This window comes from Oceanobacillus salinisoli, from assembly GCF_009733865.1.
Lineage (GTDB): Bacteria > Bacillota > Bacilli > Bacillales > Amphibacillaceae > Oceanobacillus > Oceanobacillus salinisoli.
In genome coordinates this window covers 81731-106409 of sequence record NZ_WOFB01000003.1, presented here as the reverse complement: position 1 = coordinate 106409, position 24679 = coordinate 81731, and the positions used below count along the sequence as shown (strand labels likewise).

The 24679-nt window shown below is 37.4% G+C and carries 21 protein-coding genes; all 21 read right to left on the bottom strand.

The features are described from left to right. Positions 1–48 precede the first annotated feature (48 nt). The 21 genes from dapA to GMJ66_RS04260 all read right to left on the bottom strand — a co-directional run bounded on the left by dapA (position 49) and on the right by GMJ66_RS04260 (position 24445). Positions 49–921: a 4-hydroxy-tetrahydrodipicolinate synthase gene (gene dapA / locus GMJ66_RS04360; RefSeq protein WP_156289116.1), complete on the bottom strand. Its 873-nt coding sequence runs from the start codon at positions 919–921 to the stop codon at positions 49–51. Positions 922–952: 31 nt separating this feature from the next. Then, positions 953–2185, bottom strand: a complete 1233-nt coding sequence (dapG, locus tag GMJ66_RS04355; protein ID WP_156289115.1) for an aspartate kinase — start codon at positions 2183–2185, stop codon at positions 953–955. Positions 2186–2209: 24 nt separating this feature from the next. Continuing rightward, complete coding sequence (asd, locus tag GMJ66_RS04350) at positions 2210–3256, bottom strand: aspartate-semialdehyde dehydrogenase (RefSeq protein ID WP_156289114.1); 1047 nt, start codon at positions 3254–3256, stop codon at positions 2210–2212. A 60-nt stretch (positions 3257–3316) separates the two neighbouring features. Beyond that, positions 3317–3907, bottom strand: a complete 591-nt coding sequence (dpaB, locus tag GMJ66_RS04345; RefSeq protein WP_156289113.1) for a dipicolinate synthase subunit B — start codon at positions 3905–3907, stop codon at positions 3317–3319. Further along, positions 3904–4788 carry a dipicolinic acid synthetase subunit A gene (gene dpaA / locus GMJ66_RS04340; protein ID WP_156289112.1) on the bottom strand — a complete coding sequence of 295 codons (885 nt, stop codon included), beginning with the start codon at positions 4786–4788 and terminating at the stop codon, positions 3904–3906. Before dpaA ends, dpaB begins: the two co-directional genes overlap by 4 nt. A gap of 402 nt (positions 4789–5190) precedes the next feature. Continuing rightward, positions 5191–5430 carry a YlmC/YmxH family sporulation protein gene (locus tag GMJ66_RS04335; protein WP_156289111.1) on the bottom strand — a complete coding sequence of 80 codons (240 nt, stop codon included), beginning with the start codon at positions 5428–5430 and terminating at the stop codon, positions 5191–5193. A gap of 713 nt (positions 5431–6143) precedes the next feature. Beyond that, a complete protein-coding gene (locus tag GMJ66_RS04330; RefSeq protein ID WP_156289110.1) occupies positions 6144–7364 on the bottom strand; it encodes a M16 family metallopeptidase in 1221 nt (406 codons plus the stop codon). Positions 7365–7388: 24 nt separating this feature from the next. Continuing rightward, the gene (locus GMJ66_RS04325; RefSeq protein WP_156289109.1) at positions 7389–8339 is read right to left on the bottom strand and encodes a polysaccharide deacetylase family protein; all 951 of its coding nucleotides are present in this window, start codon (positions 8337–8339) and stop codon (positions 7389–7391) included. 128 nt (positions 8340–8467) lie between these two features. Then, the gene (locus GMJ66_RS04320) at positions 8468–10582 is read right to left on the bottom strand and encodes a polyribonucleotide nucleotidyltransferase (RefSeq protein WP_156289108.1); all 2115 of its coding nucleotides are present in this window, start codon (positions 10580–10582) and stop codon (positions 8468–8470) included. Between the two features lie 491 nt (positions 10583–11073). Next, a complete protein-coding gene (gene rpsO, locus GMJ66_RS04315; protein ID WP_156289107.1) occupies positions 11074–11343 on the bottom strand; it encodes a 30S ribosomal protein S15 in 270 nt (89 codons plus the stop codon). Positions 11344–11473: 130 nt separating this feature from the next. Further along, positions 11474–12415, bottom strand: a complete 942-nt coding sequence (locus GMJ66_RS04310; protein WP_156289106.1) for a bifunctional riboflavin kinase/FAD synthetase — start codon at positions 12413–12415, stop codon at positions 11474–11476. Positions 12416–12436: 21 nt separating this feature from the next. Next, positions 12437–13324, bottom strand: coding sequence for a tRNA pseudouridine(55) synthase TruB (gene truB / locus GMJ66_RS04305; RefSeq protein WP_156289105.1), 888 nt, complete (start codon positions 13322–13324; stop codon positions 12437–12439). Between the two features lie 209 nt (positions 13325–13533). Beyond that, positions 13534–13875: a 30S ribosome-binding factor RbfA gene (gene rbfA, locus GMJ66_RS04300; protein ID WP_156289104.1), complete on the bottom strand. Its 342-nt coding sequence runs from the start codon at positions 13873–13875 to the stop codon at positions 13534–13536. Between the two features lie 42 nt (positions 13876–13917). Next, the gene (locus GMJ66_RS04295) at positions 13918–14196 is read right to left on the bottom strand and encodes a DUF503 domain-containing protein (protein ID WP_156289103.1); all 279 of its coding nucleotides are present in this window, start codon (positions 14194–14196) and stop codon (positions 13918–13920) included. Then, positions 14193–16283: a translation initiation factor IF-2 gene (infB, locus tag GMJ66_RS04290; RefSeq protein WP_156289102.1), complete on the bottom strand. Its 2091-nt coding sequence runs from the start codon at positions 16281–16283 to the stop codon at positions 14193–14195. Before infB ends, GMJ66_RS04295 begins: the two co-directional genes overlap by 4 nt. Positions 16284–16303: 20 nt before the next feature. Next, complete coding sequence (locus GMJ66_RS04285; RefSeq protein WP_156289101.1) at positions 16304–16603, bottom strand: YlxQ family RNA-binding protein; 300 nt, start codon at positions 16601–16603, stop codon at positions 16304–16306. Further along, positions 16593–16865 (bottom strand): RNase P modulator RnpM, encoded by a 273-nt coding sequence (rnpM, locus tag GMJ66_RS04280; protein ID WP_269321860.1) that lies wholly within the window; start codon positions 16863–16865, stop codon positions 16593–16595. Before rnpM ends, GMJ66_RS04285 begins: the two co-directional genes overlap by 11 nt. Before the next feature lie 15 nt (positions 16866–16880). After that, on the bottom strand, positions 16881–17978 hold the full coding sequence (gene nusA / locus GMJ66_RS04275; RefSeq protein ID WP_156289100.1) for a transcription termination factor NusA: 1098 nt from the start codon (positions 17976–17978) through the stop codon (positions 16881–16883). Between the two features lie 15 nt (positions 17979–17993). Next, complete coding sequence (rimP, locus tag GMJ66_RS04270) at positions 17994–18464, bottom strand: ribosome maturation factor RimP (RefSeq protein ID WP_156289099.1); 471 nt, start codon at positions 18462–18464, stop codon at positions 17994–17996. A 243-nt stretch (positions 18465–18707) separates the two neighbouring features. Beyond that, positions 18708–19568, bottom strand: a complete 861-nt coding sequence (locus tag GMJ66_RS04265; RefSeq protein WP_156289098.1) for an STAS domain-containing protein — start codon at positions 19566–19568, stop codon at positions 18708–18710. 581 nt (positions 19569–20149) lie between these two features. Beyond that, positions 20150–24445, bottom strand: a complete 4296-nt coding sequence (locus GMJ66_RS04260; RefSeq protein ID WP_156289097.1) for a PolC-type DNA polymerase III — start codon at positions 24443–24445, stop codon at positions 20150–20152. Between the last annotated feature and the right edge of the window lie 234 nt (positions 24446–24679).

Below are 24679 nucleotides of genomic sequence, written 5' to 3'. Positions count from 1 at the left end.
TATAATTTTATACTTTCCTAATAGATAAAACAGAAAAAAAGGCCATAATCAGCCGATTTTTTCTATTAATTCGTTTAGTTTTTCTTTTTCTATTTCTGTTAATGGCACTAATGGTAAACGAACACCACCGACATCCATATTTTTTAATTGTAATGCCGCTTTTACTGGGGCTGGTGAAGGGGAAGTGAATAATCCATTCATTATAGGCAATAATTTACGATGAAGTTCTGCAGCAGCTTTTATATCCCCTTGAAAAAAGTAATCGATCATTTTTTTCATTTCTTTCCCAATAATATGTGAAGCCACCGAAACTACACCCGTAGCCCCAACAGATAACATCGGTAAAGTCATACTATCATTTCCGCTATAAACACTGAAACGATTATCTGTATTCTCAATAATTTCCGCTACTTGATCCAAATCTAACCCTGCTTCCTTAAGAGAAACAATATTATCGATTTGACTCAGTTTCACGACTGTACTTGTGTCTATATTAATAACAGAACGACCAGGTATATTATATAGCATAACTGGCAGAGATGTTTCTTTTGCAATTGCAGAAAAGTGTTGGTAGATGCCTTCCTGATTTGGTTTATTATAATAAGGTGCTACAAGTAGAATCCCGTCTACACCTATGGCTTCAGCTTTCTTTGTTAAAGCAATTGAATCAGCTGTACTGTAACTGCCGGTACCAGCAATCACTGGCACTCTTTTATTTACAGCATTTACAGTAAATCGAAACAATTCAAGCTTTTCCTCTGTAGTTAATGTTGGTGACTCACCAGTTGTTCCACCTACAATGAAACCATCTGACCCATTTTCCAGCAAGTAGTCAATTAGTAAACCAGTTTGCTTGTAATCAATCTTACCGTTCCCGTCAAATGGGGTTACCATCGCCGTCAGCACTTGACCGAAATTCATTCTTTCACCTTCTTAAATAATCTTGAAGTAATTATCTTGTTGACTCAATCGAACTATTAAGGGTAAACATATTATGCAGCGCATTAACTGCTGTCTTTAGATCTTTTTCATGAACAAGAACCCATATTGTCGTATGACTATCTGCAGATTGTAATATTTGCACACCAGCGTTGGTGAGTGCTTGAACAATTTGCGCAGCAACACCTGGTACTCCAGTCATTCCAGCACCTACAGCAGATACTTTGGCACAATTCTTCGTTATTTCAGGTTGAAAGCCTAACGTTTCCAGAATATGGACAGCTTTGTCTGCCAATATATCAGGTACAGTATATATTACCCCAGCAGGTGAAATATTGATGAAATCTACGGAAATTCCTGCTTCCGCCATCGATTTAAATACATCTGATTGAAGACGGTATACTTCTTCTTTCGTTTGTACTTTAATTTGCGTAATAGATGACATATGGGCAATGCCTGTAATCAAACGATCTGGTATATCAATTCCTATTTCCTTTTCCCTGGAAGAAGTAACCAATGTTCCTGGTTCAAGCGAATACGTGGATCGTACACGCATTGGAATTTTTGCTTGCATGGCAATTTCCACTGCTCTTGGGTGAACAACCTTTGCACCTTGATAAGCTAAATTGCATATTTCTGTGTAAGTTACGACATCAAGTGGCTGGGCATTTTCAACCATTCTTGGATCCGCAGTCATGATTCCATCCACATCAGTAAATATCTCTACTGTTTCAGCTTGTAATGCGGCTCCAAGTGCTGCTGCAGATGTATCACTGCCCCCACGGCCAATTGTTGTAATTTCACCAGACTCAGATTGACCCTGGAAACCAGCAACAACGACTACATCGTTTTTCTCGAGCTCTTTATAGATTCGATCAGGTTTTACTTTTTTGATCTTGGCTTGTGTAAAATCTTCTGTTGTAATAAACCCTGCCTGGGCACCAGTTAATGCAGTTGCAGCGATATGCTGATCCTGTAGTTCGTTGGATAATACAACGGAAGATATAATCTCTCCACATGACATGAGCAAATCCAGTTCACGGTTCGAGTTCTTATTGGCAGGAAAATTCACCAGACTTAATAATGTATCCGTTGCATAGGGATCTGGTTTCCTTCCTAATGCAGAAACAACTACTACAAGTTTATAATCCTTCATTAACGCATTTTTAATATGCTTTATGACATGTTGCCTATTTTCTTTTGACTGCACAGAAGTACCACCAAATTTTTGAACTAATATCTGCATCATAACACCTCTGAATCATTTGCCTTATAGCCAGTTATTTTTTATCAATGATTGTGCAATCTGTACTGTGTTCCAAGCAGCACCTTTTAGAAGATTATCAGATACTATCCACAAATGGAATCCTTTATTATTATCTAAATCTTTACGGACACGGCCGATAAATACTTCTTCTTTGTTCGATGCACTTAAAGGAGTAGGATATGTTTGGGTAGTCGGATCATCCTGTAAAATTACTCCGTCTGCAGTTTTCAATACTTTCCAGATATCCTCAACGGTTACCCCATCATCATCCACTTCAATATATACACTTTCTGCATGGGATGTGAAAAATGGTAATCTCACGCATGTTGCTGCAACAGGCAATTCTGGTGCATGCATAATTTTCTTCGTTTCATTTATCATCTTCATTTCTTCAAATGTATAACCATTCTCTTGAAAGACATCAATTTGTGGTAATGCATTAAACGCAATTGGATAATGTTTCTTATCCCCTTTTACAGGTAATAAGTTTGCTTCCATTTCTTCGTTATTTAAGAATTGTCTTGATTGTTCCTCCAATTCATTTACTGCTTTTACTCCTGCTCCTGAGACAGCTTGATAGGTAGAAACAATAACTCGTGATAATCCAAAATTGTCCTTAATTGGCTTTAATCCTGCAACCATTTGAATGGTAGAACAGTTTGGATTTGCAATAATTCCGTTATGTTTTTTTATGTCCTCATTATTTACTTCAGGTACGACAAGTGGTACATTTTCATCCATACGATATGCACTTGTATTGTCAACGACAACAGCTCCCCGCTTTACAGCTTCAGGTGCTAATTGTTTAGAAACAGACCCTCCTGCTGAAAATAGTGCAATATCTATTTCTTCAAAACTTTCTGGTTTCGCTTCTTCTACTACAATCTTTTTTCCCGCAAAAGAAAGTTCTTTTCCTGCAGAATTTTTAGACGATAAAAGCTTTAATTGGTTTATAGGAAAATCTTTCTCTTCTAAGATTTTCATGATTTTTTGGCCTACTGCTCCAGTCGCTCCCACAACTGCTACATTGTATGCTGTTTTTTCTGTCATATCAAAATTCTCCCCTCACTAGATAGAAATAAATCTCTTAATTTGATATTTTAACATACTTTAATCAGTAAAAGGAATTATAATAGGTTGAAGTTGACTTTTTTCAAGAGCAGATTTTATGGTGTCTTCTAGTAAACGAAGGTCAGCAACTAGAGAATTCGGCTTCTTTATAGGGTTATCTTGCCCAAATGGAATAAAGTATATATGCTTACTGTTCATTAATCGCATTAAATTAGCCCCATTTAACCCTAATGCATCGTTCGTTGTTACTCCTAAAACGACAGGGTTTTGATTTCGAATGGTTGATTTTGCTGCCATCAAAACAGGGTTATCTGTAATACCATTAGCAAACTTTGCCATCGAATTTCCAGTCAGCGGCGCAATCACCATACAGTCTAATGGATTTTTGGGTCCTAAAGGTTCAGAACCAGGCATCGTTGTTATCACTTCATGACCTGTGAGTGATTCCAATTTCTCCAGATGTTCCTTTGCCGTACCAAATTTCGTATCCGTATTTTGAACAGTATACGAAACGATTGGAACCACTTCTACACCTTTCTTGATTAAATTTTCAACTTGTGTAAACACTTTGCTGAATGTGTGGTGAGAACCAGTTAAGCCAATACCGATCCGTTTTCCTTTCAGATTCATGATAAACTCCCTTCGTCAAGCAAAATTTGTTTAATCACATCTGCCAGGATTTTTCCAGCCGTTTTCGGTGCAACAATACTCGGCAGACTACCTGTCAAAATCGCCTGAATTCCTCGTTTCTTTGCATAATCGAAATCTGTTCCGCCTGGTTTGGAAGCCAGATCAATAATAATTGCATTGGGTGGTAGGTGCTGTATCGCCTTCTCATTCACCACCAATGCCGGTACAGTATTTATTAATATGTCGCATTTGTCTGTGTGTTCATGCAGTTTGTCAATAGGAATGGCTGTTAAACCCATTTCCGTTATTCTCGCCAGTTCTTTAATGTTATTTGCGCTAACAGAGACTTTCGCGCCCAATGCAGCAAATCGATTGGCAACCGTTTGGCCAACTCTTCCAAATCCCGTTACAATAACACGGGAAGAATGAATCGTATAATCTGTATGTTCAATTGCCATCATAATGGCGCCCTCTGCGGTAGGTATGGAATTGTATATAGCTACATCATCTCGGTCTAATAATGGAACAAGTGAAATACGTGCTGCTTTCGTAGCTTCAACTAAGTAATCATTGGTAATTCCAGTAAACACTTTTGTCGATTTTTCAAGAGTATGAAACCATTCTTTTGTCAATTTAATTTTTTGGTCGGAAAATACTGTATCAACATTCCCTTCCAAATCTGTTCCAGTTATTGGTAAGATAATGCTATCCAATGTATTTAATTCTAATTCATTAAATTCTACTTGTTTTAATCCTGTAAAACCTTGCTCTAATTTATCAAATCCTACAAGAATGATAGTTGTATCTGACATCAATTGTAATTGTCTAATTAACTCCAAGTATCTTGCATCGCCACCAATTACAGCAATTGTTCGACTCATTGTATTTTTAGCCCTCCAGACATACTATTCCTAAATCTGCTCTATATAGCTTATGTCTTTCCGGTATGAGAGTGATTAGTCCATAGTAAAATCAATAAAAAAGGACTAATACCCGGTAGGATATTAGTCCTTTTTTTATTAAGGTTATGAAAAATTCCAGTTGTGTTGCTCTCGTTTGTTCTAATGATGATAGTGGGCTTGCCTTCACTCCGGCAAACTACTTACGGTTCTTGCGCACGACCTCAGCCTCCTCGGAAGAAAACCACTTCCTGCTCAGGTCTGGACACGTGCTGTTCCCACAGGATAAGGAACACGAACTGCAGCTCTACATCGCACGAAGAAAATCGGTTTGTATTTTCGAGGAGTCTACGCATTCTGCCTACGCTAGTATCGGTTTTCTAATTAAAATTTATCCATTTCGACCATAATCATATCTTCGCCAATTTTTTTAATGGCATCCCAGCGAATTTTTGTCATATCTCCTTCTTTTTTTAAACCGAACCATTTATAAGTCGGGATAATAAATGCTTCAATTTGACCAGTTTTTTCATTTATTTCCAAATCTGTTTGCCCTAAGATACCGAGCCTCGCACCTTCATTTATATTAACAATTTCCTTCCCGCTAATTTCTTTAAACCGCATCGATGATACCTCCAATGTATTAGATAGTACATCTATATGCGTCAGTTTAATATGTATGTCTGATTTGTCCACGTTCTTCATGAGGTTGCGAAAATATAGAGGCTGGAACAAAAGTATTTTAGTCAAAGAAAAATCCGAACTATCATTCAAAATTCCAAAATTGGAATTCGCCTTAGTTCGGATTTTATATAAACTTCGGACTAACTTTAAATGATGTTGGAGCACCAACTTACCGCTACGGAAATACACTACGACTTCTGCGGGTGACCATAAAGAAGCAGATATCGACCGTTGTGCAAAATATAAACACAACGGGCACACATATCAACCATTAGATGGCTTTTATCACTCGTGTCTAGACTCTAGCAGCGCGGGTCTTCTTTGTTCCCTTGCGCCTTAGGAAGCCTACTACGGAGCGTTAATAGAAGACTAGAGGCGCACCGGTTTTCCTTGATGAGGCTTTAGGCCGTTTCCACGAACCGTAAGTATTCTGCCGGAGCGAATGCATGCACGTATCACCATTAGAACAAGCGAGAGCCACTATAAAAATTTTCATTACTCAGGAGTTTATATAAATTCTATAACAACAAACCAAAATATAATGAAAAGAGGCTTTAAAAAACCTCTTTGACATGTCATTATTTGTTTTTAAGGTTAGCTGTTTCAGTTATGTCTCAGCCTTTTTATGCCATTACACAAATAATCTGGATTTATCAGGATGCTTTTGGCGCTATCAATGCTGTAGAAGCTGGGTTGCCAAAAGTAGAATCAATGACTTTTCGAATGGATTCATGACTAACCGCATCAATTTCTTTTATCATATCATCCAATGTTCGGTGTCGCTTTAGGAGCAGTTCGTTTCTACCATTCCTGCTCATGCGGCTGTTCGTACTTTCTAAACTTAACATAAGGCCACCTTTTAATTGCTCTTTACTGTTATGCAATTCTTTATCTGTCAGTCCATCTTTAATTAGCTGGTCTAATGTTTTATTGATTGTCTCTTGCAATACCGGCAACTGTTCTTTTCCAGTACCAGCATAAATTGTCAGCAACCCATTGTCCAGGAACGAAGAATGGTATGAGAAAACCGAATACGCAAGACCTTGCTTCTCTCTAACATCCTGAAAGAGCCTTGAACTCATACTTCCCCCGAGTACATTGTTCATTACGACGAGACTATACATATTTTCGTCTCCTACCTTCAGTCCGTCAAAACCTAAGCATAGGTGGGCTTGCTCCGTATCTTTATTTCGTTCGATACGATTTGCTAAAAATGTCGGTTTCGTAATACTTGCTTTTTCTGCTTTTGATTGATAGTTTCCAAATAGGGCTTCGATGTCCTTAATAAAAGATTCGTCTACATTTCCTGCTACGGAGATCACCACATTTTCTGGAGTATAACATTCTTTCACGTAATTTTTTAAAAGAGCTGGTGTAAACGACCTTAAATGTTCCTCCGTACCTAAAATGGGATATCCTAATGGATGTTCACCAAATGATGCCCTTGCCAATAAATCATGTACAATATCATCTGGCGTATCCTCGTACATTTTAATTTCCTCAAAAACGACTTTTTTCTCCCGTTCCATTTCCCCTTCATCAAATGAGGAATGGAAGAACATATCCGCTAAAATATCTAGTGCATAGTTTTTATGTGTATCAAGTACTTTAGCGTAATAGCAAGTATATTCCTTCGATGTGAAAGCATTTATTTGTCCACCAATTGAATCAAAGGCTTCTGCAATTTCCTGAGCGGATTTTGTTTTAGTTCCTTTAAAAAACATATGCTCCAGAAAATGCGAAATGCCATTGTTCTGTTCTGTTTCATTTCTTGAACCTGTTAAAACCCATATACCGATAGTAACTGAACGTACTGCCGGTATATTTTCTAAAACTACTCTTACTCCGTTACTGCATGTATGTCTTTGTATCAACGCGTGTCCTCCTACATTATAATTTTATCTCTCTTCACTGAGTAATTTTTCGATTGTACCTATACGATATCCTTTCTCTTTAATTACGTTAATAAGGTCATCAAGGCCTTGTGAAATAGCAGATGTTGGATGCATTAAAATAGTTGCACCTGGATGAATTTTACTATTTACTCGGTTAATCATAACATTTACCGATGGATTCTTCCAATCAATCGTGTCAACAGTCCAAAGAATGGTTTCCATTTCTAAGTTGCTTGCAATCTGAACAACTTGTTCATTATAATTTCCACTTGGTGGTGCGAACCACTTTGGTTTTTCATCTGTGATCGCAGTGAGAATGTCATTGGTTTGCGCTATTTGCTCCACTATTTTTTGATTGGATAAATTTGCCATATTCGGATGATTATATGCATGGTTTCCGATCACATGCCCTTGCTCATCAATCATTTTCACCAATTCTGCATTGTCTTTTGCCCATTTCCCCTCAATAAAGAAGGTTGCTTTTACATTATTGTCATTTAAGACCTTTAATATATCAGGAATGTACTCTGTACCCCAGGAAACATTAATGAGAAAAGAAACCATTTGTTTATCAGGATTTCCCCGATAGATGGGCGAAGCAGGTAAATCTTTCAATTTTACCTTTGGAGGAATTTGTTTATACACGATAAGTGATTCATCAAATTCCCCTTTTTCTTTCATCTTTTCATATGATTTATCCATATCAACTTCCAAACCGTTCCTTCCTGGGGTCTTTTTCCAGACTTCATCGACATATGCATCCACAGGGGGTTCATTATAAGCTTTACTCTTTACTTCAATCTCTTTATATAAGGAATCCTCTTTTTTAATTGCATGTGAGAGTGTTGCTGTTACCTCCTCATTTATAACAAATGGATTGTCTACTGTATTATAGGATAATGCCACAATGATAACAAATAAACATACATTAATATATTTGCGATAATGATACATCCTCACCCCTCCTCCTTTTACAACTTTATGCATGGGAGGGACAAGGTATGATTAAAACTGGAAACAGCCTTGTTTACGGCATAAAAAAAGAAACTGCTTATACAGCTTCTTTCTCGTAAGTGTTATTTTTATTGTTTCGCCTTTTCATTTCTTTCCTTTTCTTCTTTTATGACAGCTTTTCTGGAAAGATTAATTCTGCCTTGTCGATCAATTTCTTTCACTTTAACTAAAATCTCATCACCGATTGATACGACATCTTCTACTTTATTTGTTCTTTCTTCAGCCAATTCAGAAATATGAACCAATCCATCTTTTCCTTTAAATAATTCTACAAAAGCCCCGAATTTTTCGATACGTTTCACTGTTCCAAGATATATTTGCCCAACTTCCACTTCTCGAACTATATCTTCAATGATTTGCTTCGCTTTCTCGTTCATTTCAGGGTCTGTCGAGGAGATAAAAATACTTCCATCCTGTTCAATATCAATTTTAACTCCAGTTTCGTCGATAATTTCATTAATTTGTTTACCGCTTGGCCCGATAACTGCACGGATTTTATCTGGATTAATTGTCATCGTCAGGATTTTTGGTGCATAATCAGAAAGACCTTCTCTTGGTTGATTAATGGTTGCTAACATCGATTCAAGTATTTGCATCCGGCCTTTTTTCGCTTGTGTTAATGCTTCTTCCAAAATTTGCTTCGATAATCCATCAATCTTAATATCCATTTGTAAGGCAGTGACACCTTTTTCTGTACCTGCAACCTTAAAGTCCATATCTCCAAGCGCATCTTCCATACCTTGAATATCAGTTAAAATCGTATAATCTTCACCAGATTTAACAAGTCCCATTGCAATACCGGCTACGGGTGCTTTAATCGGTACACCTGCATCCATCATCGCTAAGGTACTTGCGCAAATACTTGCCTGTGACGTAGAACCATTTGATTCTAATACTTCAGATACTAAGCGAATGGTATACGGGAAATCTTTCTCCGTAGGTATCACTTTCTCCAGTGCACGTTCCCCTAATGCACCATGTCCGATTTCACGGCGTCCCGGCCCTCTAATTGGACCTGTTTCCCCAACACTGTATTGTGGAAAATTATAGTGGTGCATGAAACGTTTGGATTCTTCTAAATCTAAACCATCTAGAATTTGAACGTCTCCCAATGCTCCTAGTGTACAAACACTTAACGCCTGAGTTTGTCCACGCGTAAATAACCCTGAACCATGTGTTCTTGGTAAAACTCCAACACGTGAAGATAATGATCGAATTTCGTCATTTTTTCTTCCATCTGGACGAACTTTTTCCACCGTAATCAAACGTCTTACTTCCGCTTTCACCATTTTTTCCAAAATCGTTTTTACTTGATCAATAACCTCGGGTTCTTCTTCTTCATATCCTGCAACAACATCTTCTTTCACACGCTGGATAGCCTCTTCCCTTGCGTGCTTTTCTTTAACCTTAATAGCTTCAAGCAATTTTTCTTTTGCTTCTGATTCAACTTTGGCATTTAAATCATCGTCCACTTCGAAAAGCTCCACTTCGAATTTTTCTGAACCAGCAGCTTGAATGATTTCTTCTTGGAATGCTACAAGACGCTTAATTTCTTCATGGCCAAACATAATAGCTTCAAGCATTACTTCTTCTGGAACCTCATTGGCACCAGCCTCAACCATGTTAATTGCATCTTTTGTTCCAGCTACTGTTAAATCAATATCACTTTTTTCATCCTGTTCAACAGTTGGATTAATAACAAACTTACCATCAATGCGACCTACATGAACTCCTGCGATCGGCTGCTCAAATGGAATATCTGACACACTTAATGCAATCGATGAACCTATCATTGCGGCAATCTCTGTTGAACAATCCTGATCAACACTCATTACTGTACTGATGACTTGTACTTCATTTCGAAACCCATCAGGAAACATTGGACGGATTGGTCTGTCAATGAGTCTCGAAGAAAGAATTGCTTTCTCGCTGGGTCTTCCTTCACGTTTAATAAATCCACCCGGGATCTTACCTACTGCATATAATCGTTCTTCGTAATTAACCGTTAATGGGAAAAACGGTAAATCTTTGGGCTCTTTTGATGCGGTTGCAACCGCTAATACCGATGTATCACCATAGTGTACCATACAAGCACCATTGGCTTGTTTAGCTAGTTCTCCAATTTCCACAGTAAACTTTTTACCAGAAATTTCCGTGGAGAATATCTGTTTTTCTTCTACCATTTCGATATAGTGCTCCTTTCATACTACATTCTATCTTCATTTTATAGTTTATAATCATAAATGTAAATTTTATCCCTTATTATACCTTAAGAGAAGAACTTACAGAAAGACTAATTCTTATTAGAGGATGTTCAAAAAGTCCGGTGAAAAGGACACATCAAATTTCTTCGTTGGCTCGCTTTTTTAGTTGCTCACGTATGGTGAGGACCTTCTACTAAAACCGCCCACGTCCTTGAAAAAGAAAAGCACTTTTTCTGCGTGCGATGTATCGCTGACGAAGTGTTCCTTGTCCTGTGGACAACGTAGAAGTCACCACACAACGCTAGGGGCTCGCTACTCAAAGCTTCTCCGCCTCGAACTTTCGACGCACAGGACGTTGCGATTTTAGCCGACCGGTCCTTTTCATCCTCCTTTTTGAACACACACTATTATGTAATTAAATAAGTTTAGATAATAGAAGAAGCAGGATTTCTCCTGCTTCTTTAACACCATTATCGACGTAAACCAAGTTTTTTAATTAATTCACGGTAACGGGTAACGTCTTTGTTACGTAAATAGTTTAGTAAATTACGACGTTTACCAACCATTTTTAACAAACCACGACGTGAATGATGGTCTTTCTTATGAACACGTAAATGTTCATTTAGCGTATTGATTTCTTCCGTAAGTACAGCAATTTGTACTTCTGGAGAACCAGTATCCGTATCATGAACTTTAAATTCATTAATAATTTCATTCTTACGTTCTTGTGTAATTGCCATCTGGTGCACCTCCTACTATATACTTAATCCCCAATCTCCTAGCAAACGTCGGAGTTACGATTTGCCAAGGGAAGGTTTCACGATTATTAGCATAACGCTTTTTACATGAAATTGCAAGTGAAAATAGTATCTATGACATTGAGAAGTACTGACGAATGTTTTTCTCATCTAACGCCATTTGTTCTATCAAGGATTCAACACTATCAAATTTCTTTTCTTCTCGCATATATTGATACCATTCTACTGTTAATTCTTCCCCATAAAGGTTATTATTATAATCAAAAATATGAATTTCTACGGATAAATCTTTCCTGTCGGCGGTAAACGTAGGATTTGTTCCAATATTTGCCATTCCATTAAATTGTTCATTCCCATAAATCACTTTTACGGCATAAATACCCTGTTTTGGTAATAAAGCTTCCGGGTCGACTTCTAAGTTAGCAGTAGGGTACCCAATTTCTCTCCCCCGCTGATCACCTCTAATTACGATTCCAGTCAATTTAAAGGGACGGGAAAGTAGTAAATTGGCTTCATCTACTCTACCTTCTTTTAAAAGATTTCTTATTCTGGAAGAACTTACCTTCTCCTCTTTCAGTGTAACTTTTTCAATCGTAGTATATGTAAAGGCATCCCGAGTGTAGTCTCCAATATTTGTCATATTTCCGCTTCCTCTATGACCAAAGGTATAGTCAAAACCTGCTACTACATGTTTAATATTTAATCCTATAATAAAATGGTCAATAAATTCCTGTGGAGATAGCTGAGAAAGCTCCTTATTAAATTCTATAATATATAAACGATCTACGCCTAAATTTTCAAGTATCTTCTTTTTTTCCTTCATTGGTGTAATGTACTCTACATCATGATTTCCATTTTTTAATACAACTGATGGATGCGGATGAAACGTAATGACTGCATTCTCCATTCTTCTTTCCGCTGATTCCTTTATTGCTTCTTTAATTACTTTTTGATGTCCCCTATGTATCCCATCAAAAAATCCAATAGCAGTTATCGTATTGGGGAGTTCGTTATATTCGAATGTATGCGGATAGGTTATTTCAAATATTTCCATATTTATTCACCTGCACTTTTCTCACCCATTAAAAACACGAACTGGTTTCATTTGTTCTCTGTTTTCAGGGTGGATTTGATAGATTGCGAGTAGTTTTTCACCGTTTATCACTACAAAAGGATCTGTTTTGAGTGGTATTTCCGGCTTTGGAAGTTTCTGTCCATTTGCTACTTTCTTTCCGGTTTTTTCATCCACGTATAGTTTATCAAGATGATCCAATCCTATAGAAATAGGTAATAGAAGCTTCTCTTGCTCGTTTTTTTCTACCGCTTCTTCTATAGTAGCAAAATCTACGGAATTTTTCTTTGAAAAAGACGCTGTTTCTATTCTAGTTAAATCAGACATATGAGCGGGATACCCCAACTCTTTTCCAATATCAACACATAAAGTCCGTATATAAGTTCCCTTTGAACAAACGACTTTAATACGAAAACGATCTTGATTCATTTCCAGCAATTCTATCCAAAAAATAGTTACTTGACGCTTAGGTCGTTCAACAGTTTTATTCTCCCGAGCGTATTCATAAAGTTTTTTTCCTTTCACTTTTACAGCTGAATACATTGGTGGAACTTGTGTAATCGTTCCCCGAAAAGAGTGTAATACATTCCTCACACGTTCTGCAGAAGGCGACTGTAACACCATTCTTTCTTCCACAATAGAACCATGTGCATCTTCTGTATCTGTCGCTACTCCTAATTTCACTTCAGCTATATATGTTTTCTTCGTATCTGTCAAAAACGGAACTATTTTCGTTGCTTGTCCAATACAAATTGGTAAAATACCATCTACTTCGGGGTCAAGGGTTCCAGTATGACCAACTTTTTTCGTCTTAAAAAGCTTTCTGCATTTCATTACGCAATCATGTGATGTCATTCCTCTCGGCTTCCACAATGGCAAAATACCGTCCATTCCATTACCTCCAAATTCTAACGATTATTTATTGACGAACTTATCACGTAATTCGTTCATCTAACAATCAGTAAGGATGAAAAACCCCCAATGATTAAAGATTCGCTTTATCATTTTCTTATGTAGCATGGAAAAATCTGACCCGAATGAAATACACGAGTCAGATCCCCTAAGCATAAGGCATATAATTGGCACTTATGCACATTTTTTTATTTATTTAAATCACGTAATATGGTTTCAATATGATTTCCATATGCGTAAGCCTCATCAAACTCAAAAGTAAGTTCAGGTGTTTTTCTTAAACGGATTCTTTTTCCAATTTCCGATCGAATAAATCCTTTCGCTTTCGCAAGCCCTAATAACGTATCTTTCTTTTGTTTCTCATCACCTAAAACAGAAATAAAAATGGTTGCTTGTTGAAGGTCCCCCGTTACTTCTATATCGGTGACTGTTACAAAACCTACTCTTGGGTCTTTTATTTTTCTTGTAAGGATTTCCCCTAACTCTTTTTTCATTTGTTCAGCTACACGGTTTGCACGTAGTTCAGCCATTATTTTCACCTCATTAAAAACAAGTAGTTAAGAAGTGACACCTTAGATTCTTTCTACATTCGTAACCGTACGTTCTATCTCTGGAAACGTATCAATTACACGCAGCACCTCTTGAATAATCTGTTCAGCGTGAGTCAGGCTGGTCGAAATGGTTACAATTCCCAGCTTTGTTCGCTGCCACAAATCATGATAATCCAATTCAGTAACAGCTACATTAAAATCATTTTTTAACTTTGTAATAATTCGTTTTATAATGGAGCGTTTATGCTTCAACGAATGTCCTTCATACATAATACACTCCACTTCGGCATACATAATCATGTACGTTCAATTTCCTCCATCACAAACGCTTCGATGACATCTCCTACTTTAATATCATTAAAATTCGTGATTGTTATACCACATTCATAATTTTGTGCAACTTCTTTCACGTCATCTTTAAATCGTTTAAGTGTATCAATTTCGCCTTCGAATAGGACAACTCCGTCCCGAATTACACGTACACCTGCATCACGAGTGATTTTACCATCCGTCACGTAGGAACCGGCAATCGTACCTACTTTGGAGACTTTAAATGTTTCACGAACTTCTGCTTGCCCGATGACTTTTTCCTCAAACTCTGGGTCTAGGAGACCTTTCATTGCTGCCTCAATTTCTTCAATCACCTTATAAATAACACGATGTAGTCGAATGTCTACTTTCTCTCTTTCCGCAGATCCTTTAGCATTTGCATCTGGACGTACGTTAAAGCCAATAACAATGGCATTGGACGCAGAAGCTAAAATAATATCTGATTCCGTAATTGCTCCTACTCCAGTGTGGATAATATTGATTTTAACTCCTTCAACGTCAATTTTTTGTAAGGAGGAAGAAAGGGCCTCTGCAGAACCTTGAACGTCAGCCTTAATAATGATATTTAATTCTTTCATTTCCCCTTGTTTAATTTGTTCAAACAAGTCATCCAGACTTACTTTTGATTGTTCATTACGGTTAGCTGCAATTGCCCGCTGCTGACGAGCTTCACCGATTTGACGAGCTTTTTTCTCCTCATCAAATACAAGGAACTGATCTCCTGCTTGCGGTACATCATGTAATCCTGTAATTTCTACCGGCATGGAAGGTCCCGCTTCCTCTACTCGTGCACCAGTATCATTAATCATTGCACGAACACGACCAAAGGTATTTCCAACTACAAGGGAATCACCTACATGAAGTGTTCCATTTTGTACAAGTAAAGTTGCAACACTTCCACGGCCTTTATCCAATTCTGCTTCAATTACAGTTCCGAATGCATTGGCTTTTGGATTAGCTTTTAATTCTTCTACTTCAGCTACAAGTAAAATCATTTCCAGCAAATCATCAATACCTTCATTCTTGATGGCAGACATGTTAACAAAAATCGTGCTTCCGCCCCAGTCTTCAGGAATAAGTTCATATTCCGTTAATTCCTGCATAACTCGGTCAGGGTTTGCTCCTTCTTTATCCATTTTGTTCACTGCGATAATAATTGGAACTTCCGCTGCTTTCGCATGGTTAATAGCTTCTACCGTTTGCGGCATCACACCATCATCTGCAGCAACAACTAAAATGGCAATATCAGTAACTTGCGCTCCACGCGAACGCATACTCGTAAATGCAGCGTGTCCTGGAGTGTCGAGGAAGGTAATTCTTTTGCCTTCTACTTCCACTTGGTATGCACCAATATGCTGCGTGATTCCTCCTGCTTCTCCGGCAGTTACTTTTGTATGTCGAATGGAATCAAGCAATGTTGTTTTACCATGGTCAACGTGCCCCATAATCGTAACAACAGCAGGTCTTTCGATTAAATCTTCTTCTTTGTCCTCCACAACATATTTATCAAGGTCAGTATCATCTAAAATAATTTCTTTTTCAACTTCAACATTAAATTCACTGCAAATCAGTTCAACCGCATCATCATCCAAGTCCTGATTTTTGGTAGCCATTACCCCTAAGAACATTAATTTCTTAATAATTTCAGCAGGTTCTTTGTTTAATTTATCTGCTAGGTCACTTACAGTTAAAGTGTTACTATACGTAATTTTTTCTGGAGTTTCTTTCTTTGCTTCCGGCTTATGATGATTAGTGGCCTTATCTTTATTGGCTTTCTTTGGACCTTTTTGGTTTTTATTTTTTTGTTTATGATTTTGCTGATTTTTAGATTTTGGCTTTTCATATTTTCCTTTTTTCTCTGTCTGTTTCTTATTATTTCCTTGACTTGAGCCTTGATTTGCCTTTTTAAATTTTTCATCCAGTTTCACGATTGTTTCTGGTGAAATTGTGGACATATGGTTGGTTACTTCCACATTTATTTCATTTAAATAATTGATTACATCTTTACTAGTTGTATGGTTTTGTTTTGCATATTCATATACGCGCATTTTGCTCATACGTTCACCCCCGAAATTAATTACCCGAGTAACGATTGAATTTTATTAGCGAAACCTGTATCTAATATAGCTATTGCTACTCTTTGGGATTTTCCAATTGCGTTGGATAATGTTTCACGATCATCCACAATTATAAATGGTACATGATAAAATTTACATTTATCCGTTAGTTTCTTCTTCGTTTGCGGACCAATATCATTTGCAAGAAGTATCAATTTTGCTTTATTTCTTTGAATATCTTTAATAATCGTTTCTTCCCCAAGGGATACCTTTCTTGCTCGATATGCCAGCCCTATCATATTTAAATAACTATTTTTCATTGGCATCCACCAATTTTTTTAGCTCTTCATAAACAGAAGAGTCTACTTCTGCATTTAAATGCCGATTTAGTACGTTTGATTTTTCAGCCTGTAAAATAACGTCTAAACTTCTAGAAAGGTATGCACCACGACCGTTTTTCTTGCCAGTCGGATCGACAAAAACCTCTCCCTCTTTATTACGGACAACACGGATAAGATCTTTTTTAGGCTTCATTTCGTTCGTAATAACACATTTTCGTTCAGGTACTTTTCGTTTCTTCACAACAAGATTACCTCCTTATTCGAACAAATCTTCCCCATCGTTAGAATAAGAATCTTCCACTTCGGTTAAAAGTCCTTCTTCTCTTGCCTCCGACTCGCTCTTTATATCTATTTTCCAGCCCGTTAACTTGGCCGCGAGTCTTGCATTTTGACCACGTTTACCAATTGCAAGGGATAACTGATAATCTGGAACAATTACTGTCGTAGCCTTTTCCTCTTCGTCTACAAGTACATCTACCACTTTCGAAGGGCTTAATGCATTAGAAACATAGACTTTCGGATCTTCTGACCACTCCACAATATCAATTTTTTCTCCTTTCAGTTCATTGACAATGGTTTGTACACGCTGCCCCTTTTGACCAACACAGGAACCGACTGGATCGACATCAGGATCCGGAGCATAAACGGAAATCTTTGATCTGTCTCCCGCTTCTCTAGCAACCGATTTAATTTCTACTGTACCATCATATATTTCTGGAACTTCCATTTCGAACAAACGCTTTAATAACCCGGGATGTGATCTGGAAATATAGATTTGCGGACCTTTACTTGTGTTTTCCACTTTCGTAACAAATACCTTTATTCGATCATGGATATGATATTCCTCTGTCGGCATCTGTTCTGCTTCCGCCAGTTTAGCTTCCACTTTCCCCAAGTTCACATATACAAACCGAGAATCCTTTCGTTGGATAATTCCAGTCATTACATCCTCTTCCCGATCAATGTATTCCGAAAAAATTACACCACGTTCCGCTTCTCTTACTCGTTGCGTCACAACCTGTTTGGCTGCCTGGGCGGCAATTCTTCCAAAATCTTTTGGTGTTACCTCCACCTCAATGATATCCTCTACTTCATGATTTAGATTAATTTCTCTCGCCTGATCTACAGAAATCTCCTGTTGAGGATCTTCCACTTCTTCAACAACTGTTTTTCTGGAAAAAACACTCATTCTTCCTGTCTCTTCATCAAGCTCAACTCTCACATTGGAAGCAGATTTAAAATTCTTTTTGTACGCAGAAATCAGAGCAGCTTCTAATGCCTCTAAGAGCACTTGCTTTTCAATTCCTTTTTCCTTTGATAAATTTTCTAACGCGTCAAACAACTGACTGCTCAATGTTCTTATCCCCCTTTAAAAAACTACGGCAAGTCTTGCTTTTGCTATTTTCTCATATGGTAATTCTACTTGCTTCGTTCTCGTCTTAACTTTGTACTCCAACGTTAAAACATCATTTTTAAAATCTTTTAGAATACCTTCATACTCTTTTTCCCCATCAATTTGTTCATAAAGTTTAATATAAACATTTTTATTGATATTCTTTTCTATGTCTTCTTTTGTTTTTAATGGTCTTTCCACACCAGGGGAAGAAACTTCTAAGAAATAGGGGTCTTTTATTGGGTCTATTTCATCCAATTTCTCACTTAATTGCTCGGATACTTCCCCACATTCGGTAATATCCACTCCACCAGGTTTATCAATGTATACCCGAAGAAACCAGCTTTTCCCTTCTTTTACATACTCAATGTCAACTAAATCCAAATTCTTTTCACCAAGAATCGGCAAAACCAGTTCTTCTGTTGTTTTTATGACCTGAGAACTCATCAAAATCCTCCTTTATCAAACGGTAGTTATTTCTTATTATGAACTATTCCATTGAATACTATCTATTCAATATAAAACCCCTGCCTAAAGTAGATGGCAAGGGGAGAAGTGCAGTTCATGAAGAATAAGTATGAAGAAAGAGTGGGCCTAGACCCACTCTTTTAACAATTCGTATCATTGCTTACCAATAAAAATATATCATAAAAGATTTATTGGTGCAACAATTAACCATTTCCAGGAAAATTATAATGAAAATTGTTCGGATTTTATCGCATTGTCTGTTTTCAAATAATCTTTTAATGTCTGCTGTAATGTTGCTCTTATCTCTGCTTTTTGTCTAAAGGACATATCTAAGTTCACTATCTTTTTTACGACATCTGGACGTATCCCTGTAATAATTGATTTACATCCCATCATAGTAATACCATCCAATAATTTAGTGAAATCCTGAACCGCTTCCAAATCAATATGAGCAACACCAGATAAATCCATAATTAATGTTTGAATCCCTTTTTCCCCAATCTCAAAAAGGATTTTTTCTTCAATCGTATTAGCCCGCAACTTATCCATCGTTCCAATCAATGGAATAATACTGACTGACGATGATATGGGGATAATTGGTACAGATAAATTTTCTACTAATTTTTTCTGCGCTTCCAGCAATTCATCCTTGTAATTGGAGTAACTAATAAAAAAACCTTTAAAAAATTCATCAATTAACCCATTTATCTCTTTTCCCATGGAAAAAAAATTATCCGTGCTAATAGCGTGATCACTTAATTTATCATACTCATACAGGAATTTCCATAAAGTCGTACGAATTGCCTGTATCCATTCAAGTTTAAATGCCAGTGTTAAATTATGTTTTGCCCAGGCAATCCCTTCCTGCCTGCCAAAGGCAATTACCTCTTCTTTCATGCCATCGACAACATAAAGCACTACTTTATGTGCATTAGCCAGTAAATTAATATTCCCTAATAATTTAATTTCCTCAATTTTATCTCGAACATTAATGGCTTCTTCTAATAATTCTTCTTCAAAAAATTGCTGATTTTCCATAAGGAACTGCTTAATCCCTTGGTCCTCATTAAATATAAGTTCCATAAATTGCCCTCCTAACAAACACAGTAAAAGTAAAAATAAAAATATATTCGTTAAAAATAATTTCTTTTTTTTAATTATAGCATAAAAATTCCCAAAATATTTCCATCTTTAGTGAATAAGAAAAGCGCAAGCGCCCGTATAGCGACGTACGGACTGCGCCTGGCCACGCCAGGTGGTTCGCTGCTGCCGCGCAAGGCGGCGGTTTTAGCCGAACAGTCCCCGTAGGAAATTAGATGATCTTGATTTTTACGAAAGTAAAAATCTTAGTGAATCTTATGCTAGCGAAAAGGAAACATGCCCCTTCATAGGGGTATGCCGATGCCTGAGCGCTGGCCCGCTTTTAGTCGGCCTTCCTAAAAACCTGAGTCGATGTTGACTTTCACCGCAAGGGTATAAGTACGACTAAGCCTCTGGTTTCACCAATCGGCAAGTCTTCTTTATCGTACGGAGGTGAGGGAAGTCCGCTAGTCGCTGGGCGATGGAGCTAGACATCAAAGCGCAAATTTATACTTTCTTATCTTTTTAGAAAAACTCGACATACACCTTGTCTTTTAGTGAATGTCGAGTATTCCAGGATAAAATTAGAATAAGGACAACTGATTTTTCTCTGCCATTCCTTCCAGACAGCCATGATTATCCAGATATTCCAAGACCGTTTTAGAGATTTTGCTTCGTTCTCTAAGATCTTCTTTGGATAAAAATTCCCCTTCTTCTCTTGCCTTAACAATATTAATAGCGGCATTCGTTCCTAATCCGTCCACCGCATTAAAAGGTGGTATTAAACTGTTACCCTCAACGATGAAATCTGTTGCACTGGATTTATACAGATCCACCTTTTTAAAGGAAAATCCGCGCTCACACATTTCAAGCGCCACTTCCAGAACCGTCATTAAGTTTTTCTCTTTTGGTGATGCATCATTTCCTTTGGAAGCGATGGTATCGATTCTGTTTTTTATTGCCGAAGCCCCTTTTGCCATTGTGTCTAAATCAAAATCATCGGCTCTAACTGTGAAATACGTTGCATAAAATAGAATGGGATGATGAACCTTGAAATAAGCAATACGGATCGCCATTAGGACATAAGCCGCCGCATGTGCTTTTGGAAACATGTATTTAATTTTTTTACAGGATTCGATATACCAGTCTGGTACGTCGTGTTTTTTCATTTCAACAATCCATTCATCCTGCAGTCCTTTTCCTTTACGGACAAATTCCATTATCTTAAACGCCAGAGATGGTTCCAATCCTTTATGCATGAGATAAACCATGATATCATCACGGCACCCGATAACATCGGACAATTCACAAATGCCTTGATCAATTAATTCCTGGGCATTTCCAAGCCATACATCCGTACCATGGGAAAGCCCTGAAATAATTAATAATTCCGAAAAGGTCGATGGCTTCGTATCCTCAAGCATCTGCCTAACAAATCTCGTACCAAATTCTGGAACCCCCAATGTTCCGGTTTTACAATTTATTTGTTCTGGTGTAACCCCCAGAGCTTCTGTACCCGAAAAGATTTTCATTACTTCTTTATCATCTGTGGGAATCGTTTTCGGATCAATACCACTTAAATCCTGCAGCATCCGGATTACTGTCGGATCATCGTGACCCAGTATGTCCAGCTTAAGCAAATTATCATGAATGGAATGAAAGTCAAAGTGTGTCGTTCTCCATTCACTATTTCTGTCATCAGCAGGATATTGGATTGGCGTAAAATCGTAAATTTCTTTATCATCTGGTACTACGATAATTCCCCCTGGATGCTGACCAGTTGTTCGTTTAACACCTGTACATCCTTTTACAAGGCGATCGACTTCTGTATTCTTGAAAACCATATCATTATCCGATGCATAGCCTTTGACATAGCCATATGCCGTTTTTTCCGCTACCGTACCGATTGTTCCCGCACGATATACATAATCAACACCGAAAAGCTCCTTCGTATAATTATGCGCTCTTGGCTGATATGCACCAGAGAAGTTCAAATCAATATCAGGAACTTTATCCCCTTTAAATCCTAAAAACGTTTCAAAAGGGATATCTTGCCCATCTTTTGTTAAGGGGCTCCCACAGTTAGGGCAGGCTTTGTCAGGCAGGTCATATCCACTTCCAACCGATCCATCATTGATAAATTCATTGTAATGACATTCCATACAAACATAATGAGGCGGGAGTGGATTCACTTCCGTAATTTCTGTCATCGTTGCTACAAAGGATGAACCAACGGATCCACGGGAACCTACAAGATATCCATCTTCCAATGATTTTTTAACTAGCTTTTGGGAAATTAAGTAAATAACAGCAAAACCATTGCCAATAATACTGTCCAATTCTTTCTCCAGTCGGTCACTGACAATCTTAGGCACAGGATCCCCATAAATTTTCTTAGCACGACCGTAGGATAACTCCCTTATTTCCTCTTCAGCACCTTCAATCGTCGGTGTAAACAGACCATCTTTAACCGGGGCAATCTCATCAATTTGATCGGCAAGGGCATTCGTGTTCGTTATGACAATTTCCTTTGCCTTTTCCTCACCTAAGAAACGGAAATAATCCAGCATTTCATTTGTTGTACGAAATGGTGTATCAGGTAAAGTTTGACGGTTTAAAGGATTTCCTGCCTGCGATTTAATCAAAATTTGCCGGTATACTTTATCATGTTCATCAATATAATGGACATTTCCGGTTGCAACTACCGGCTTATTCATACGATCCCCAAGTTCAACCAATTTGGAGATGATATCCAAAATTTGTGCTTCATTTTGAACTAATTCTTTTTCTATTAAATGAACATAGTTGGTTGGAGGCTGCACCTCAATATAATCGTAAAACTCAGCTACCTGCTCCGCTTCTTCAGCAGATTTTTGCATCATCGTTTCAAAAACTTCCCCATGATCACATGCTGTTCCAACTAGTAATCCTTCGCGATATTTTTGTAACACAGATCTAGGTATTCTAGGAACACGGTAAAAATAATCAATATGTGCATGAGAAACTAATTTATAAAGATTTTTTAATCCTTCCTCGTTTTTGGCGATTAACGTACAGTGATATGGTCTGGAACGCTGATAAGCATTTCCTTCCCCCATATGATTATTTAATTGATTATGATTTTGGATTTCCATGCTTAATAATTTTTTTACTTGTTTCCATAGGATGTAACCCGTTGCTTCTGCATCATAAATCGCCCTGTGGTGTTGTGTTAATTCAACATCCAAATGCTTACTCAATGTATTTAGCCGGTGATTTTTTAATTCCGGGTATAAAAATCTTGCAAGTTCCAATGTATCTATTACTGGATTCTTCGCTTTTTCATAACTTATTTTCTTTAAGCCTTGATTTAAGAACCCCATATCAAAACTTGCATTATGAGCAACTAAAATAGCGTCCTCCATCCATTCATGGAAATTCTTTAAAACTTCCTCTACTTCTGGAGCATCCTTTACCATTTCATCCGTAATTCCCGTCAATTCAATGGTTGTCTGTGATAATGGATGATGCGGGTTGGCAAAATCTTCAAACCGGTCGATAATTTCACCTTGATGTATTTTTACTGCAGCAAGCTCAATAATCGTATCATAGACTGCAGAAAGTCCAGTAGTTTCCACGTCAAAAACCACATAAGTAGCAGATTCCAAATCAACATCCTGTTCGTTATATGCAATTGGAACTCCATCATCAACTAAATTAGCTTCTACTCCATATAGAACCTTAATATTATTCTTCTTCCCCGCTGCATAGGCCTCAGGATAACCCTGAACACCAGCATGGTCCGTAATCGCAATTGCTTTATGTCCCCACTTTGCAGCTTGCGTTATCAGTGCTTGGGGGGAAACGACGGCATCCATTTGACTCATCGTTGTATGTGCATGTAATTCCACTCGTTTTTCGTCTTCAGGAGCATGGTCTTTTCTCGATTCTACTTTAACTTCATGAATGTCATTTGCCATCATGCCTAATTCATTCGTGTACATATCCGTTTGTATGCTTCCCCTGGCCTTTATCCACATGCCCTCTTTAGCAGACTTAAATTTAGCAGCATCTTCGTCTCCTTTAGAAAACATTTTTATCGTTAAGGAATCCGTATAATCTGTAGCTTTAATTATTAATAAGCTTCTTCCTGAACGCAATTCACGAATCTCAGAAGAAAAGATATAGCCTTGTACAACAACACGGCGTTCTTCTTCCAGGATATTCTCCATTTCCGTCGGTTCATCCTGTATTTTATAACCAAGCACTAATGGCTTGCTATCATCATGATGACTTGCTTTCTCTTTATCTCTTTTCTCTTTTTCCTGAACCGTTTTGAGAACCATCTGCTGATCTTCTATTGCTTTTTGTTCCTTAAACTTTTCAATATCCTCCATATTGGTCTTCACATCTATTTCAAGCGGATAAGTAAGCATTCCAACTTTACTGCAATACGTCTTAAAACTGTCTTCCAATCGTTTTTTCAGAGCATTTGCTTCCGCATCATTTCTCGCAGTTAACATAATCTTATTATTGTTTACCTTAGGTGTTTGGTTATGAACTAAATCTTTGTATGCAGGAGATAAATTTGTCATCGTTGAAATAAAATGTTTCCAGTACCCGTAAATGGTATGGTTGTCGCATGTTTTATCTTCCGTAACAATGGACAAATCGACATCAGCTATGGACTGAAAGGACTGTTTTAGTTTTGAAACCAATAACAGATAGACATCTGGTGGTAATATATGATGAAGATGAATATGAAAATGCCATAGTTTTTTCTGTTTATATACCTCTAATTTGTCCAGATAACTATCAGAGAAATATTGGGCGACATATTCTTCTGGTATTTGTAATTGCTTTAGTAGCAAACTCATTTTTTCTTTTTTGGATATATCCATAACAATCCCCCTAATACAGGTGTTTAAACATTTTATCCACGAATTGGCCGGCTCGTATTTAGACTAAAATGTCAAAAAACCGCCTAAAATCATGGGGAACCCTTGCCAATAATTAAAGACAAGGGTTCCTTTATCTGTTTTCAAAGTTGTGTGTTTTATAGATTATTTTTTTCAATCAAGGAATCTTACAATCAGTTAACCACATGACAAATAAAATGATTTAAAGAGGTTGTT